At 58.4% G+C, this 16362-nt stretch carries 13 protein-coding genes; 9 read left to right on the forward strand and 4 right to left on the reverse strand.

Annotated features, from left to right (window positions below):
- Positions 1-207: 207 nt before the first annotated feature.
- From lsrA to lsrG, 6 genes are read left to right on the forward strand one after another with little or no spacing between them, the layout of a single operon-like run.
- The gene (lsrA, locus tag FCN80_RS11610) at positions 208-1746 is read left to right on the forward strand and encodes an autoinducer 2 ABC transporter ATP-binding protein LsrA (protein WP_136990321.1); all 1539 of its coding nucleotides are present in this window, start codon (positions 208-210) and stop codon (positions 1744-1746) included.
- Complete coding sequence (lsrC, locus tag FCN80_RS11615) at positions 1739-2818, forward strand: autoinducer 2 ABC transporter permease LsrC (protein ID WP_136990322.1); 1080 nt, start codon at positions 1739-1741, stop codon at positions 2816-2818. Before lsrA ends, lsrC begins: the two co-directional genes overlap by 8 nt.
- Positions 2815-3816 carry an autoinducer 2 ABC transporter permease LsrD gene (lsrD, locus tag FCN80_RS11620; protein WP_136990323.1) on the forward strand — a complete coding sequence of 334 codons (1002 nt, stop codon included), beginning with the start codon at positions 2815-2817 and terminating at the stop codon, positions 3814-3816. The genes lsrC and lsrD overlap by 4 nt, the downstream gene beginning before the upstream one ends.
- 28 nt (positions 3817-3844) lie before the next feature.
- A complete protein-coding gene (gene lsrB, locus FCN80_RS11625; RefSeq protein ID WP_136990324.1) occupies positions 3845-4870 on the forward strand; it encodes an autoinducer 2 ABC transporter substrate-binding protein LsrB in 1026 nt (341 codons plus the stop codon).
- 20 nt (positions 4871-4890) lie between these two features.
- Entirely contained in the window at positions 4891-5793 is a 903-nt protein-coding gene (gene lsrF, locus FCN80_RS11630) for a 3-hydroxy-5-phosphonooxypentane-2,4-dione thiolase (RefSeq protein ID WP_136990325.1), read from the forward strand.
- Complete coding sequence (gene lsrG / locus FCN80_RS11635; protein WP_136990326.1) at positions 5784-6083, forward strand: (4S)-4-hydroxy-5-phosphonooxypentane-2,3-dione isomerase; 300 nt, start codon at positions 5784-5786, stop codon at positions 6081-6083. Before lsrF ends, lsrG begins: the two co-directional genes overlap by 10 nt.
- Here lsrG and FCN80_RS11640 read toward each other — a convergent pair.
- Positions 6080-7315 carry an ROK family transcriptional regulator gene (locus FCN80_RS11640; protein ID WP_230492624.1) on the reverse strand — a complete coding sequence of 412 codons (1236 nt, stop codon included), beginning with the start codon at positions 7313-7315 and terminating at the stop codon, positions 6080-6082. The genes lsrG and FCN80_RS11640 overlap by 4 nt on opposite strands.
- Positions 7316-7442: 127 nt before the next feature.
- Here FCN80_RS11640 and FCN80_RS11645 point away from each other — a divergent pair, with 127 nt between their 5' ends.
- Genes FCN80_RS11645 through FCN80_RS11655 form a run of 3 tightly spaced genes read left to right on the forward strand, consistent with a single transcriptional unit; the run spans position 7443 to position 13029 of the window.
- The gene (locus FCN80_RS11645) at positions 7443-10760 is read left to right on the forward strand and encodes a DUF5107 domain-containing protein (protein ID WP_136990328.1); all 3318 of its coding nucleotides are present in this window, start codon (positions 7443-7445) and stop codon (positions 10758-10760) included.
- Positions 10761-10769: 9 nt separating this feature from the next.
- Positions 10770-12200, forward strand: a complete 1431-nt coding sequence (locus tag FCN80_RS11650) for a sugar porter family MFS transporter (protein ID WP_136990329.1) — start codon at positions 10770-10772, stop codon at positions 12198-12200.
- Positions 12178-13029 (forward strand): aldose 1-epimerase, encoded by an 852-nt coding sequence (locus FCN80_RS11655; protein WP_136990330.1) that lies wholly within the window; start codon positions 12178-12180, stop codon positions 13027-13029. Before FCN80_RS11650 ends, FCN80_RS11655 begins: the two co-directional genes overlap by 23 nt.
- Positions 13030-13104: 75 nt before the next feature.
- Here FCN80_RS11655 and FCN80_RS11660 read toward each other — a convergent pair whose 3' ends face one another.
- The 3 genes from FCN80_RS11660 to FCN80_RS26795 all read right to left on the reverse strand — a co-directional run.
- Positions 13105-14940 (reverse strand): glycoside hydrolase family 15 protein, encoded by a 1836-nt coding sequence (locus tag FCN80_RS11660; RefSeq protein WP_136990331.1) that lies wholly within the window; start codon positions 14938-14940, stop codon positions 13105-13107.
- A gap of 470 nt (positions 14941-15410) precedes the next feature.
- Positions 15411-16031 (reverse strand): hypothetical protein, encoded by a 621-nt coding sequence (locus FCN80_RS11665; protein WP_136990332.1) that lies wholly within the window; start codon positions 16029-16031, stop codon positions 15411-15413.
- A gap of 47 nt (positions 16032-16078) precedes the next feature.
- A partial coding sequence (locus FCN80_RS26795) for a hypothetical protein (RefSeq protein WP_230492625.1) occupies positions 16079-16362 on the reverse strand: 284 nt, incomplete at its 5' end.

A 16362-nucleotide genomic window follows, 5' to 3' on the forward strand; every position in this document is an offset into this window, starting at 1 on the left:
TTTAAAATAATATACAATTGTTCATTCTGCACAAGTCATGATCTGTGACAGACACGGCAAATCCGTTAACCTGTTATTTCCTTATTATTGCACAAACAGAGAGATGATTGAAATGTGATCCATCTGGCGTTTTTATCATACCTCCCCGACTAGGATTATGAACAGTTTTAAAATTAAATTTCATTTGTTCATTCCTATTGAGGCGATATGACCCTACAACAGCCGCAGGATCAGGCGCCATTGCTGCGGGTGCAAAACATCGGCAAGCGCTATTCGGGGGTAACGGTATTAAAAGATATCTGTTTTACCCTGATGCCTGGACAAATACACGCGCTGCTCGGTGGCAACGGCGCCGGGAAATCGACATTGGTGAAAATCATCGCCGGCGTGGTGGCGCCGGATGGCGGAACGTTATCGGTGGGCGGCGGGACTTTCCATCGCCTGACGCCGGCACGCGCCCATCAATGCGGCATTTACCTGGTGCCGCAGGAACCCCTGTTGTTCGCCAATATGACCGTCGAAGAAAATATCCTGTTCCGTTTGCCGCGCCCACAAGCCGACAGCCGGAAACTGGCCGGGCTACTGGCTCGGTTCGGCTGTCAGCTGCCGTTACGCGCCGCGGCCGGTACACTGGAAGTGGCTGAACAGCAGCTAGTGGAAATCTTTCGTGGTCTGATGCGCGACGCGAAAATCCTGATCCTTGATGAGCCCACCGCATCGCTGACGCCGGCGGAAACCGGGCGGTTGTTCCAGCAGGTACGGGGATTGCTGCCTCATGGCGTCGGCGTCATTTTTATCTCCCATAAGTTACCCGAGGTCCGGGCGCTGGCCGATCGGGTCAGCGTAATGCGCGACGGCGCGTTGTCGTTGAGCGGTTCTGTCGCCGACATCGACGACGATACCCTGATCCGGGCCATCGCCCCTGTGAATCGTGAAAATCCCCTCGGCGCCGAACAAAAATTGTGGCTTGATCTGCCCGGGCAGCGACAGGCGGCTGATACCCGACGGCCGGTGCTGGCTGTTGAGGATTTGAGCGGCGAGGGATTCCACTCTGTCTCGCTGGAGGTGTATGCCGGGGAGATTGTAGGGCTGGCGGGCGTCGTGGGCGCCGGCCGCACCGAGCTGGCGGAAACCCTATACGGACTGCGGCCGCTGTGGGGCGGTCGGTTCCGGCTGGAAGGCCGCGATATGGGCCGCTTGAGTCTGACGCAACGCCTGGAAGCCGGGCTGGTCTATCTGCCGGAGGATCGGCAGGCATCCGGGTTATACCTGGATGCGCCCCTGTATTGGAATGCCGGCGCGCTGGCCGATGAGCGCCGGCGCTGGTGGTTGCGTCCCGGTCGGGAAAAGGCCGTGCTGGCAAGGTATCAACGGGCTTTGGGCATTCGCTATGCCGATGAGGACCAAGCGGCCCGTACCCTGTCCGGCGGCAATCAACAGAAGCTGTTAATCGCCAAATGCCTTGAGGCGCGGCCCCGGTTGCTGATTGTCGATGAACCCACCCGCGGGGTGGATGTGTCGGCCCGCGCCGATATTTACGCCCTATTGAAACGGATTGTGCGACAAAACGTGGCCGTGTTGCTGATTTCATCCGATCCGGAGGAGATCGCCTTGCTGGCCGACAGGATTTGCGTCATGCACCAAGGCGAGATCAGCGCACCGGTACGCGCCGGCAAGATCACGGTGGAACGCATGATGCGTCTGGCCTTTGGCTCCGCGGACGCCCTGGAGGCCGCTCATGATTAAGCTGTTGCAAAATAACCGCGAACTCACGGCATTATTGGCGATTCTGGCGCTGTTCGCCTTGTTGGGCGGCATCAATCGTAATGATATCGATATCCAGACCCCGCTGCTGATTTTCGGCAGCGCGCAGACTTTGTCATTGCTGGCGCTGGGCGCGACGCTTGTGATGTTGACCCGCAATATCGACGTTTCGGTGGGATCAATAACCGGATTATGCGCGGTGGCGCTGGGGCTGATGCTGGAGCACGGCTGGGGCCTCGCTCCATCGTTGCTGATCACGCTGTTCATCGGTATGGGGGCGGGGATGGTAAACGGCGTACTGGTGACCGTATGCCGTATTCCGTCCATTGTCGCCACCCTGGGGACGTTGGGGCTTTACCGCGGCTTGATGCTGCTTGTGACCGGCGGCAGATGGATAGAGAATCTGCCGGCGAGCCTTAAATCCCTGGCTAATCCATTATGGCTTGGCGTCTCGCCCTTTGGCTGGCTGATTGTACTGCTGGCGGCGGGACTATTCTGGTTTTGCCGCCGCACCGCTTTTGGCCGTGGTTTCTATGCGGCGGGGGATAATCTGGCCGGCGCGCGACAGCTTGGCGTGCCGGTTGATTTCGTTCGTATCACCGCTTTTACCTTCAACGGACTGATGGCGGCGTTGGCCGGCATGGTATTTGCCGCGCAAATCGGGTTTGTACCCAATCAAACCGGCAGCGGACTAGAGATGAAAGCCATCGCCGCCTGCGTACTGGGCGGGGTCAGCCTGCTGGGCGGTACCGGCACGGTGGCCGGCGCGGTGCTGGGCGCGTATTTTCTGACGCAAATCGACAGTGTCCTGGTTTTGCTGCGTTTACCCGCCTGGTGGAATGATTTCATCGCCGGTCTGGTGCTGCTCGGGGTGTTGATTTTCGATGGCCGTTTACGGCGCGCCCTGGAGATGACCCGCCGCCGGCAAAAATATGCCCGCTTCATGCCGACGCCGTCCCGGCCGGTTCCGGCGAAAAAAGGCCAGCGGCGGGGGCCGGGTGAAGCGCGACGCATTCCCTTTGCCGCCGGCGGCAAAAGCGGGGCCGCCCGATGAAAACCTTAAAAGCCTATGGCTGGGAGAGCGCGCTGGTGGCGTTGCTGCTGATGGAAATCCTTCTGTTCGGCGCCATCAATGCCCGTATGCTGGACCTGACCACCCTGCTTTTCAGTACCAGCGATTTTATCACCATCGGCATTGTGGCATTACCGTTGACCATGGTGATTATCAGTGGCGGTATCGATATTTCCTTCGCCGCCACCGTCGGACTCTGCGCTATCGCGCTGGGCGTGCTGTTCCAGTCGGGAGTGCCGCTGGCGGCGGCGATACCGCTGACGCTAATGCTGGGGCTGCTTTGCGGATTGCTGAACGCCGGCCTTATTTTGTATACCGGGGTCAACCCGTTGGTGATCACCTTGGGAACGCTCTATCTCTACGGCGGCAGCGCCCTGTTGCTATCGGGGCTGGCGGGGGCCACCGGCTATGAAGGTATCGGCGGGTTTCCCTCGGCGTTCACCGATTTCGCCAATCTCACCCTGGCCGGTTTGCCCATGCCGCTATCGTTGTTTCTGGCATTACTGCTGGGCTTTTGGCTGCTGACGCACCGTACCCGGCTGGGACGCCATGTGTTTGTCATCGGCCAAAATCCCCGCGCGGCCCGCTATAACGCCGTACCCGCCAGCCGCACGCTGTGCGCGGTCTATGGCCTGACCGGTCTGGCGTCGGCCGTCGCCGCCATTTTGATGACGTCCTATTTCGGTTCCGCCCGTTCCGATTTGGGCGGCACCCTGTTGATGCCGGCCATTACCGCGGCGGTGCTCGGCGGGGCCAATATCTATGGCGGTTCAGGGTCGATTCTCGGTACCGCGCTGGCCACGCTGTTAGTGGGCTTTTTGCAGCAAGGGCTGCAAATGGCCGGTATCGCCAGCCAGGTTTCCAGCGCCTTATCCGGCGCATTACTGATTTTGGTGGTGCTCGGCCGCTCTGTCAGCCTGCACCGCGAAGCACTGAGGCGTTTTCTGGCCCGCCGGCTGCGCCCGCGGGCTTCACTGTAACCCTATCCACGATCGATGGAGCACTGCTATGGCAAATACTCTCTGGCGCAATGTGTTATTGACAGGCGCGCTCGGTTTGGCGGCGGCCGGTCTCTCCGCCACCCACGCCGCGGAACGGATTGCCTTCATTCCCAAGCTGGTCGGTGTGGGATTTTTCACCAGCGGCGGCAACGGCGCGCTGGCGGCGGGCAAGGAACTGGGCGTGGACGTCACTTATGACGGCCCCACCGAGCCAAGCGTGTCGGGTCAGGTCCAGTTGATCAATAGCTTCGTCAACCGGGGCTATAACGCCATTATCGTCTCGGCGGTGTCCCCCGACGGCTTATGCCCGGCGCTCAAACGCGCCATGCAGCGCGGCGTGAAGGTATTGACCTGGGATTCCGACACCAAACCGGAATGCCGTTCGATTTATATCGATCAGGGCACGCCGACCCAGCTTGGTTCCCTGCTGGTGGATATGGCGGCCAAAGGCGTGGACAAAGAAAAGGCCAAAGTGGCGTTTTTCTACTCCAGCCCCACGGTGACCGATCAGAATCAATGGGTCAAAGAGGCCAAGGCGAAAATCGCCGCCGAGCATGCCGGCTGGACCATCGTTACGACGCAATTTGGCTATAACGATGCCGCCAAATCCCTGCAAACCGCCGAAGGCATTCTCAAGGCTTATGCCGACCTGGACGCGATTATCGCCCCGGACGCCAATGCCTTGCCGGCCGCCGCTCAGGCGGCGGAAAATCTTGATCGCCACAACGTTGCCATCGTCGGCTTTAGCACGCCCAACGTGATGCGCCCCTATGTGGAACGCGGCACGGTTAAAACCTTCGGTCTGTGGGACGTGGTGCAGCAGGGCAGAATCGCGGTGTATGTCGCCCATGAGATGCTACAAAAAGGCGCGTTAAAAGTGGGAGATAAATTGACCATCCCCCAGGTGGGCCAGGTGGAGGTCTCGCCCAACAGTGTTCAGGGCTATCAGTACGAAGGGAAAAATAACGGCATCGTACTGCTGCCGCAGCGGGTGCAGTTCGACAAGGACAACATCGATAAATACGATTTCTAACCTGACGGGAGGGCGGCGTAATGGCTGATTTGGATGATATCAAAGATGGAAAAGACTTCGGCGTCGGTGTGGCGCAGCGGCACCGCCCGTTCTTTCTCAAGGGCAGCGGCGCGCTGGATTGGGGAATGCAGGCGCGGTTGGCGCGGATATTCAATCCCGTTTCCGGACGCACGGTGATGCTGGCCTTCGATCATGGCTACTTCCAGGGGCCGACCACAGGCCTTGAGCGGATCGACTTACATGTCGCGCCGCTGTTTCCTCACACTGACGTATTGATGTGTACGCGGGGAATTTTACGTAGCGTGGTGGCGCCGGAGGTGAATAAACCCGTGGTTCTGCGGGCTTCCGGCGCCAATTCCATTCTCGGCGAGTTGTCGAATGAAGCGGTGGCGGTCGGAATCGAGGACGCCTTGCGGTTGAACGTGGCGGCCATGGCGGCCCAGGTCTATATCGGCGGTGAATTCGAGCATCAGTCCATTAAAAATATTATTCAGCTCATTGACCAAGGCAACCGTTATGGTATGCCGACCATGGCGGTAACCGGCGTCGGCAAGGAGATGGCCCGGGATCAGCGCTATTTTTCCCTGGCGACGCGTATTGCCGCGGAAATCGGCGCGCATATCATCAAAACTTATTATACCGAGCACGGTTTTGAACGGGTCACGGCCGGATGTCCAGTTCCGATTGTGATAGCCGGCGGCAAGAAACTGCCGGAACGAGAGGCGCTGGAAATGTGCTACCGGGCCATTGATCAAGGGGCGTGCGGGGTGGATATGGGGCGGAATATTTTTCAGTCCGCCGCGCCGGCGGCCATGCTCAAGGCGGTGCGGGCGGTGGTGCATGGGGGCGAGGACGCCGGCCATGCTTATCAGTTGTTCCTGAGTGAGCGGCAAAATTGCGCGGGAGAAGGGCCATGCATGTAACGCTGGTGGAAATCAACATCAAACCGGAACGGGTGGACGAGTTTCTCGCCGTGTTCCGGCAAAACCATTTGGGCTCAATACGGGAACCGGGTAATTTGCGCTTCGACGTGCTGCGCGACGATAAACTGCCCAACCGTTTTTATATTTACGAGGCTTATCGGGACGAGCAGGCGGTGGCGGCCCATAAAAAAACACCGCATTATCTGCGTTGCGCGGAACAGTTAGAGGCGTTGATGACCGGACCGCGCAAAAAAACGACCTTTATCGGCCTCTTGCCGGAAACGCCCTAAAGGCGGAGTTTCCCGCCGGCGGGGTCGGTTGTCCGGTGAATGGCGGTGTTGTTGAAGACCTCGTTTTGCATCATTTCCTCGGCGTAGAGGAAACCAATACCCATTATCTGTCGCTGCCGGGTCAGGCCGCCGATTTCAATCCGGGTCGCCCCTTCCCTGGCGGTGCCGGCATGGTCGAAGGGGTTAAAATAGGTCTGCTCGTGGATAATGCCCAACCAGTCCTCGCCGAACAGGCAACTGCGGCCGTAAAGGGTAATATGGGTGATATTCAGTACATTGAGAAAGTTGTACAGGCTCAGGCCAATGGCCCGCGCCGCGTTGCCGACCATCTGGCGGACCGCTGCGTCGCCGGCGTGAAACCGCTCAATAAGCCAGGCGGTATTGATGTGCTGGTTTTCCAGACTGCTGGCGGGCGTCAGTTTTAATTGGCGGCGCGCCTGTTTTTTCAGCGAGGAAAGCGAAGCGACGGTTTCCAGGCAGCCATAGCGGCCGCAGGAGCACGCCGTGCCATCGGGGTCGACGATGGTATGGCCGATTTGGCCGCTGCCGAACAAATCGCCGCGATAGATTTCCCGGTCGATAACGAACGATGACCCAATGCCGTAGTCGACATTGATCACGCAAAAATCATCGGCGCTGTCCGGGTTTTGCCATTTTTCCGCCAACGCCAGCATAACGCAGTCGTTATCCATCAACAGTCGGGTCGCCAGTTTTCTTTCCAGCAGATAGCGTAATTCGATGGGTTCGTGCCAGAGCGCCTGCGGCATCCTTTCCGATACGCCGGTACGCGGATTGACCTGCCCGTGTACGGAAAGGGCGATGCGCAGCGGGGTATCCGGCTCGAATTGTCGGTAGTGGCGGTAATATTTTTCGATTTCCTGCGGCAATTGTTGCGGCGTGGTGATTTGCACCGGAGTTTGCCGCAGGGGTTGCAGCGGCCGGACGAGACCATCGGTCAGGACGCTTTCCACCAAAAACGGCGAGACGTTCAGACAGAGAATATTGCCCCGGGTGGCGATTTGATAACTGCCGCTATTGTTGCCGCGTTTATGCAGATTCTGTTCCAATCGCAGGATATAACCGTCCGCCCGCAACTCATCAAGGATATTGCTGACCGCTGGAATACTCAATTGACTCAGCTGTGCCAGCGTGGATTTGCTGGCCACTTTTTGCCGATATAAGTGACTGATAATCACTGACTTGTTGTAACAGCGCATGTAGTGGCTGTTCATTCCCCGCAGATTCATTCACTAAACTCACTTAAGTATATTGCGTGACTGGGTTACGTAAAACGGCGAGATATTGTCCACTATACTGCCTGCACCAGAACTTTTAATCAAAATATTGAGTGAGGCGGACATGGCGGGGGCAGTAAAAATCTGGCGGGAAGACGTGACGATTCCGACCTATCCGACGGGCGAACAGGATACGCATCCCATGTTCCTTGAACATCGGGTATACCAGGGATCCTCGGGGGCGGTTTATCCCTATGGCGTAATCGATACCCTGGTCGGCGAACGGGCGCCGCGGCAATACCAGGCCTTATGGCTGGAAAACGACTATTTACGGATTATGTTTCTGCCGGAACTGGGCGGTCGGATCCAGCGGGCCTATGACAAAATCCGCGGACGGGATTTTATTTATCACAACGAAGTGATCAAGCCGGCGCTGGTCGGCTTACTGGGACCCTGGATCTCCGGCGGCATCGAATTCAACTGGCCCCAGCACCACCGGCCGACCACCTTTATGCCCGTAGACTACCAATGCCGGCGGCATGATGACGGCTCATGCACGGTCTGGCTGGGAGAGGCGGAACCCATGCGCGGGTTGCAGGTGATGGCGGGTTTTACCCTGTATCCTGATCGGGCGCTGCTGGAAATTTCGGCGCGGATATTCAACGGCAACGACACGCCACGCCATTTCCTGTGGTGGGCCAATCCGGCGGTAAAGGGCGGCGATGGGCATCAGAGCGTATTTCCACCGGATGTGACGGCGGTTTTCGATCACGGTAAGCGGGATGTATCCACGTTCCCCATCGCCACCGGCACTTACTACAAAGTGGATTATTCGGCCGGCGTGGATATTTCCCGCTACAAAAATATTCCTGTTCCCACCTCCTATATGGCCTACAAGTCGGATTACGACTTCGTCGGCGCTTACGACCATGAGGAACGCGGCGGGCTGCTGCATGTGGCCGATCATGACGTCTCGCCGGGGAAAAAACAATGGACCTGGGGTAACTGCGAATTCGGCCGTGCCTGGGATCGCAACCTGACCGACGCCAACGGACCCTACATCGAACTGATGACCGGGGTGTTCACCGATAATCAGCCCGATTTCACCTGGCTGGATGCGGGCGAGGAAAAACGGTTTACCCAGAATTTTCTGCCTTATCACAGTCTTGGCACGATACAGAATGCCAATACCCTGGCGGCGCTGAAGCTGGAACGCACCGGCGCGGGCCTGACCTGGGGTTTATACGCGATAGCGCCCCTGAGCGGTTACCGGCTGGTGATCCGTAGCGATGCCATGCCGCGGGCGTTGTTGGATATCGCCGTCACGCTCTCTCCCGTTGAGGTGCTGCTGGATGAATTGACCGGGGATTTTCCCGGCCGGCTCACCATGGAACTTCTGGACGGACAGGGAAAGACCGCCCTGGCCTATCTGGAACATCGGCCTACGGGCGAGCCGCTGCCGACGCCGGCCGTCGCGCCGCGACCGGCCGGGGAAATCGACAGCGCCGACGAGGCCTGGTTCATCGGCCAGCATTTGGAGCAATACAACCATGCCGGCCATGGCGCGCAAGCGTATTACCAGCGGGGAGTGGCGCTGGATCCCGGCGATTACCGCTGTAACCTGGCGCTGGCCGTCATCGAATACAACCGGGCCGATTATCCGCACGCCATCAGTTACGCCGACGCCGCTTTACGGCGGGCCCACCGCCTGAATAAAAATCCGCAGTATGGCGATGCCAGCCTACTGCGCGCCCGCGCCGAGGAACGTCTGGGGCAATTGCAACCCGCCTATGAGGATTTCTACCGCGCCACATGGAGCGGCGACGGCAAGGCCGGCGGATTTTTCGGTCTGGCCAGGATTGCCGCCCGCCGACGGCAGTGGACGCAAGCGCTGTCCTTTGTCGAACAGGGACTGGCGTGCAACAAAAACCATTACGCCATGCTTGCCCTAAAGGTTGTGTCATTGCAGCGAACCGGGCGGTTAAAAGAAAGTCTGGACGCCATCGACGGGCTGCTGGAAACCTATCCGCTGCACTACCTGCTATACGCTTTGCGCCATCTGTTCGATAACCGCCCCGAATCCCTGGCGGCGCTCCACCAGGTCACCGGCGATCGGGGCATCAACGCGCTTAATATCGCGGCCGATTTGCTGTCGTTCGGTATGGATGCGGAAGCGTTGGCCGTTCTCCAATGGCTGGACAGCCAGGAGACCCTGCCTTTGTATCTGCGCGCCCGGTTGTTAAAGCCGCAAATTTCCCATGAAGCCTACCTGGCGCTGCTCAAACAGGCGAGAGACCACTTTGCCGGGAATGTGCGGTTTCCCAATCAATTGGCCGAAGTGGCCTGCCTGGAGCAGATACCGGAATGTGGCTTCGCCCACTATCTCCTGGGCTGCTTTCATTACAGCAAGCGGAATTATACGCGGGCGGTGGAATACTGGCGGCAATCCCTTGAGCTGGAACCGGGCAACGCCGGGGCCTGGCGTGATCTGGGCGTGTTTTATTTCAATAAAGAACACAACCCGGCCGAGGCGGAACATTGCTTGCGCAAAGCCTTGGCATTGGCGCCCGAGGACGCGCGTCTGCTATTTGAACTCGATTGCTTGCGCCGGTTATGCGGCGTCGAACCGGCCTCGCGTCTGGAATTACTGACCGCGCGTTTGCCGGTGGCGTTAAAGCGCGATGACATCATCGCCGAACTATTGAGTCTGTATAACCAGCTCGGCCAGTGGCACAAGGCAAAAGCACTACTGCTCAATCACGACTTCCATCCCTGGGAGGGCGGCGAAGGCAGGGTCACCGGTCAATACATTATCGCCAGCCTGCGTCAGGCCCATCACCTGTTAACCGGCGGCCAACCGGGCGAAGCGGCGCGCTGCCTGCGGGAAGCCTTGCATTATCCGGCCAATCTCGGCGAAGGACGGCTGGTGGGACAAACCGACAACGATATCTATTTCTGGCTGGGCGTCTGCGCGGCGCAAACCGGCGACGGCGGTCAGGCCGAAACCTATTTCCTGCGCGCCGCGCAAGGTTGCGGCGACCTGGTGGAAAGCCGGTATTACAACGACCAACCGGTGGACTATCTGTTCTACCGCGGCGCGGCCCTGGCGCGTTTAGGAAAACGCCAACAGGCGGCGGAGATTTTCGACGCCATGGGGGACTGGGCGGCGAAAGCCATCGAACAGCCGGCGGAGCCGGATTTTTTCGCGGTGTCCTTGCCCGATTTGGTGGTACTGGACAGCGATCCTCAAGAAAGCCACCGGCAACATTGCCTGTTCGTCGGCGCCCTGGCCTCTCTGGGACAGGGGGATGCCACGGGCTGGCGGCGGCAATGCGCTGCGTTGCTCACGCGTTACCCCAGTCATGATAAAGCGCAGCTTTTCTCCACCCTGGCCGAGAGGTTGGCGGTGGAGATGCAGGACGGCTCGCAAACACACTTTTAGGGTGGTCTTATGAAAAACACTTACCGTCTGAATCTTGCCTACATTTGGTCCATCTGTCTGGTGGCCGCCTGCGGCGGCCTGTTGTTCGGTTACGATTGGGTGGTCATAGGCGGCGCCAAGCCGTTCTATGAAGCCTATTTCCATATCGCCAATCCGGCCCTGTCCGGTTGGGCGATGAGTTCAGCGCTGGCCGGCTGCGTGCTCGGCGCGATCGTTTCCGGCACGCTGTCGGAACGTTTTGGCCGGAAATTGCCGTTACTGCTGGCGGCGGTCATGTTCACCGTGTCGGCCTGGGGCGCGGCCACCGCCGACAGTTTTACCGTGTTCGTGATTTTTCGCATCATCGGCGGAATCGCCATCGGCCTGGCCTCGGCGCTATCGCCGATGTATATCGCCGAAGTCAGCCCGGCGGAAACCCGCGGGAAATTTGTGGCGGTCAACCAATTGACGATCGTCATCGGTGTTCTGGCCGCGCAGTGGGTGAATCTAATGATCGCCGAACCGGTCGCCGCCGGCGCCGATATGCAGGCCATCGCGCAATCCTGGAACGGCCAGATGGGGTGGCGCTGGATGTTCGGTTCCGGCGCGGTGCCGGCGGTGGCCTTCTTAATCCTGTTATTCAGGGTGCCGGAATCCCCTCGCTGGCTGGTGAAGTCCGGACGTTTTGAAAAAGCGGAAAAGGTGCTGGCAAAAATTGGCGATGCCGATTACGCCCACGCCATGTTGGCGGAAATCCGGCAATCCATGACCGCCGACGATGCCCGGCGGGGCAGCCCGAAGCAATTGTTTTCCCCGCGGATCCGGCCGGTCATGATCATCGGGATCGTGCTGGCGGTGTTCCAGCAATGGTGCGGCATCAATGTCATTTTCAATTATGCGCAGGAAATCTTCGCCTCCGCCGGCTTCGATATCAACGATACCCTGAGATCCATTGTCGCCACCGGGCTTATCAACCTGGTATTTACCATCATCGCCCTGCCGCTGGTCGACCGGGTCGGCCGGCGCAAATTGATGCTGATCGGCTCGCTGGGCCTGACCATCATCTACGCCTTGATTGCCGCGGCCTACGCCCTGGGCGTGATGGGCATGCCGGTATTATTGCTGGTGTTGGCGGCCATCGCCGTATACGCCCTGACCCTGGCGCCGGTGACCTGGGTCCTGTTGTCGGAAATTTTCCCCAACCGGGTGCGCGGCATGGCCATGGCGGTCGGCACGTTCGCCTTGTGGGTGGCCTGTTTCCTGCTGACTTACACGTTCCCGCTGCTGAATACCGCCCTGGGCGCATCGGGCAGCTTTTTGCTATACGGGGCGATCTGTCTGGCCGGTTTCGCCTTCATCTGGCGCCGGGTGCCGGAAACCAAAGGCGTGACGCTGGAAGCGCTTGAACAGCGTTTCGGATCCCAGGCGGAGTGGGAATATGACCATCATCACGCTGGATAATGATGCGCTGGTCCTGCAATGCCGGCCCCAGGGCGCGGCCGTGTTAAGCTTGACGGCCGGCGGCGTGCCCGTACTGCGGCCGGCGGGCGACCCGGCTGCCGCGCCCGGCGACTGCGCCATGTTTCCGATGTTGCCCATGGCCAACCGGATTGCCGGCAACGCCTTTGACTGGCGGGAAACAAAGCGGAACTTGCCGAAATCGCCCTATGACGCGGAATTTTTCCTGCATGGCGATGGTTGGATATCAACCTGGGACGTCCTCCATCGTCGGCGCGATTCAGTGATCTTCACGCTGACCTCCTCCCTGGCGACCCTCTATCGCTACCGGGCGGAGCTGTGCTACCGCTTGCAGGGCACGACGCTATCGGCCGACTTGCGCATCACCAACCTGGCCGAAGAACCTTTCCCTTATGGCGCCGGTTTTCATCCTTTTTTCGTCAAACCGCCATCGGCGCGGTTGTGTTTTCAGGCCCGGGGCTATTGGCCGGAACAACGCCGGCATTTGCCCGGACCATGGCGAAGCGGCGTGCCTGGCGCCTGGGATTTTTCCACGCCGCGCCCGCCCGGCGATGGCTGGATCAATAATGCCTTTTCCGGCTGGCAGGGACGGGCGGAATTGCGCCGTGGGCGGGACGACGCCAGGGTAATACTTGAGAGCGCCACCGATATCCTAATGGTTTATCAACCGCAAAACAGTGATTTCATTTGCCTGGAACCCCAGACGCACCCGGTAAATGCGCATAATATGCCGGGCCTGCCGGGGTTACACATCCTGGCGCCGCAAGAGAGCCTGTCATTCTCCATTACCGTCCGCTGGTCGGCCCTTTGATCGGCCGCGCGGCTGATAAAAGGCGCCGCGGTCTGCGCGGGATAAGGCGACGGGACGGGTCATGCCCGCCGCCATTCAGGGGCGCCAAAGCATTTGCTCTCCGCCCAGTTTGCGGTCCAGAAAAAAGGCGGCGCTGATCATTGCCAAATGGGTCAGCGCCTGAGGGGTATTGCCCAGGGGATACCCTTGATTGTCGAATTCCTCGGCATATAAACCAAGATGATTGGCGTAACCGAGCAACTTCTCAAACTCAAAGTGCGCTTCCTCCAGCCGGTCGGCGCGGGCCAGGCATTCGACATACCAGAATGAGCACGCGGCGAAAGCCCCTTCCCGTCCCGGCAAGGGGTCGGAGGGGGTCATGGCGTTGTCATAGCGTCGCACCAGCCCGTCTTGCACCAGATTGGTCTTGATGGCGTCCAGGGTCGCCAGCCAGTCCGGGTCGGTCGCGCCGACGAAACGCAGCAACGGCATCAACAGCATGGACGCGTCAAGATCCTTGCCGTGGCGGGTGGCGGTGAAATGCCCTAGCTCCGCGTTCCAGAAATGCGTCCAGATATCATCGCGAATGGCGCTGCGGGCCTGATCCCATCTCTCGTAGGGCATCGGCAGGGAACGTTTCATTCCCAAACGGAGCGCGCGATCGAGGGCGACCCAGCACATGAGACGGGAATGCAGGAAATGACGCGGTTCGCCGCGCATTTCCCAAATACCGGCATCCGCTTGATTCCAACTGGCGCAAACATGATCGATCATTTCGCTGATGTAACGCCAACCCCGGTGGGAAATGGCCTCGCCGTATTTATTGGCCAGATACACCGCATCCATCAACTCGCCATAAATGTCCAATTGCGACTGGCGGTAGGCCAGATTACCGATACGCACCGGCCGGGAACCGGCATAGCCGGCAAGATGGGGCAATTCCTCTTCCGGAAGTTCGATATCGCTGTTTAGGCGATACATGACCTGCAATTTGTCCGGCCGGTTACGGCTGTGTTGCAGGCAACGGGCGACCCATTTAATAAATGCCTCGGCTTCGCCGGTATATCCCAGTCGCATCAAGGCATAAACACTGAATGAGGCATCGCGGATCCAGGCGGCGCGATAATCCCAATTTCGCACGCCGCCCAGGCGTTCCGGCAACCCGAAAGTCGCGGCCGCGGCAATTGAACCGTGACGATGGGATGTGAGCAATTTCAGCGCCAGGGCCGACCGGCTGACCCGTTCCCGCCAGCGGCCCCGATAACTGCTGCTGGCGCACCAGCGCCGCCAGTATCGCAGCGTCTGTTCGAAACAGGCCCGATGATTGCCCGCCGTCACCTCTTCATCTTCCGCGCTGCCGAACACAAATTCCACGGACTCGCCGGCCCGCAAGGTAAATCGTGCCGTGGCGGCATTGTTCTCAGTTCGTAGCGCCACGCCGGAGGCCGCCAGCCGCAGGGTCGGTTGGCCGGCGGCGCTAAAATCCACCGCGCCGTTCCCCGCGCGCCGCGCGCGGGTTTCCGCGCGGGCATAGTCATGAACCGGCGCACAACGCAGGCGGAAAACCGCTTCTCCCTGAATGACCTGCAATCGTCTGATTAAACGTGGTTTTTGCTCCGGAATATCGCATATAGGCATATAATCCGTTATTTCGGCCAACCCGTGCGGGGCCAGCCAGCGGGTCTGCAGAATATTGGTATCGGGCAGATAAAGCTGCTGGAAACGAATCCCGGTCCAGTCCGTGGCCAAGCTGAAAACCCCGGATGCATCGCCGTCGAGCAGTGCGGAAAATACCGAGGGGCTGTCCAGATCGGGCCAGCAAAAGTAATCAATAGCGCCGTCGACGGCGATAAGCGCGCAAGTGCGCAAATCCCCGATAATGCCGTGATCGCCAATGGTACGCGCAATGTGGTCGTTGGAACGGTCGGTCATGGTGTCAATTCCCAGGCAAGGCGTCAGCGCCGGCTAAACAGGGATAAATACGAGTGTCGCAATCAGGTCGCCCTATGTCGGTCGGGTTAGCGCTTAGACGCCAAATACGTCGAGTGGCTTCGCGGCGGCAAGGGAGCGACAAATTCGCCGCGAACGCACTTGAACCCTTGACGACGGGCCTCCGGTAAGAGACAGGAGCCCCTCATGCCCCCCCAGGAGCATAGCCAACGATGTCACATGACGATGTGACCGGGGTGACCGAACGCAACCAACAACGAAGCAACGTGAAATATGACGAGTATAAACGCATAGCCAACCATCTGCTAAAATCACTCACTCCCCGCCGCTATGCAGTTCGAATGGGGTTAAAGGTTAGGCATAATTTCGTGGGGCAGGACAACCCATACAGGGCTGTTCTTGTTACAGGCAACGGTGAGCGGGGGACGTCGCCTGGATGGGTTAGCCCGCCATTACGGTAAAAACCACGTCGCCAGATGCCTGAGTGATTCCACGTCAAGGATAATGTCGAAATAACATTGCAAAAAAACATCGTTGGAAACTCCCGTCCAGAGGGAATACTCCGTTATAATCGCGCGGATTTTGTCTCCAGCGTCGGGTAACAGCTTGTATTGCTCAACAAAAACGTTCACGCCCAGGTCATTGAGAAGCACTCTGCCAAGATTGATATAAATGGCGGGTATGGCCGTGCCAAATCTTTTAGTACGGCTTCTGTTTATCATTTTACGTAATTTGATGAGCAAGGAAATAAGACTGTAAATACGTTCATTATTGATGAGCTGGATTTCATGGGCGTCACGAAAAAAAGGCTGGACTGCCTCGTTTACAAATTCATGGGACGTAGGGTCGGGATAGTAATTGGCAAACCATTCCGGATGACGATCGCGAATGTGTTCACTGGTCAATGCGGGCGTGATTTGAATGATGATATTGAGTTTTTGCGCCAATATCCTCCCCCGCTTGATGTATTTCTCGAGCTCACTCATGCCGGAAATTAACGTGATATGCTCTAGTGTCAATAAAGAGGGGAACGCGCCATGGGAAGTCAGTAAGTTTTTCAAAATAGTCGCCATTTCCGCGGACTCCGCCAAAGTATTGTGGAAAAAACCGTCCTTGATCGTCAATATGATAAAATGACCCCGGGACGGGTGATACTCAAGAGTCCATTTTTCATTAACCAACATGGATTCTTTACGCAGAAATTCGACTTCCAGGCAATGCACAACGTTTTCGCCTTCGCCGTTTCTCCTGATTCTGCGGCGGTATGGAATGCGTTGCGCGATAATGGGTGTTGCATCATCTGTCGAAAAAGGGGAAAATGCATAAACTGAACCGCCCCGGGAATCCTGGAGACTAAACTCTTTGAGAGAGAGGTAACAGGATGACTAAAAATACGCGCTTTTC

The sequence above is a fragment of the Martelella alba genome (assembly GCF_005217455.1).
Taxonomy (GTDB): domain Bacteria; phylum Pseudomonadota; class Gammaproteobacteria; order Enterobacterales; family Enterobacteriaceae; genus Acerihabitans.

Coding starts and splice junctions, on each gene's coding strand:
- lsrA (WP_136990321.1), top strand. CDS start 208: ATGACCCTACAACAGCCGCAGGATCAGGCGCCATTGCTGCGGGTGCAA.
- lsrC (WP_136990322.1), top strand. CDS start 1,739: ATGATTAAGCTGTTGCAAAATAACCGCGAACTCACGGCATTATTGGCG.
- lsrD (WP_136990323.1), top strand. CDS start 2,815: ATGAAAACCTTAAAAGCCTATGGCTGGGAGAGCGCGCTGGTGGCGTTG.
- lsrB (WP_136990324.1), top strand. CDS start 3,845: ATGGCAAATACTCTCTGGCGCAATGTGTTATTGACAGGCGCGCTCGGT.
- lsrF (WP_136990325.1), top strand. CDS start 4,891: ATGGCTGATTTGGATGATATCAAAGATGGAAAAGACTTCGGCGTCGGT.
- lsrG (WP_136990326.1), top strand. CDS start 5,784: ATGCATGTAACGCTGGTGGAAATCAACATCAAACCGGAACGGGTGGAC.
- FCN80_RS11640 (WP_230492624.1), bottom strand. CDS start 7,315: ATGAACAGCCACTACATGCGCTGTTACAACAAGTCAGTGATTATCAGT.
- FCN80_RS11645 (WP_136990328.1), top strand. CDS start 7,443: ATGGCGGGGGCAGTAAAAATCTGGCGGGAAGACGTGACGATTCCGACC.
- FCN80_RS11650 (WP_136990329.1), top strand. CDS start 10,770: ATGAAAAACACTTACCGTCTGAATCTTGCCTACATTTGGTCCATCTGT.
- FCN80_RS11655 (WP_136990330.1), top strand. CDS start 12,178: ATGACCATCATCACGCTGGATAATGATGCGCTGGTCCTGCAATGCCGG.
- FCN80_RS11660 (WP_136990331.1), bottom strand. CDS start 14,940: ATGACCGACCGTTCCAACGACCACATTGCGCGTACCATTGGCGATCAC.
- FCN80_RS11665 (WP_136990332.1), bottom strand. CDS start 16,031: ATGGCGACTATTTTGAAAAACTTACTGACTTCCCATGGCGCGTTCCCC.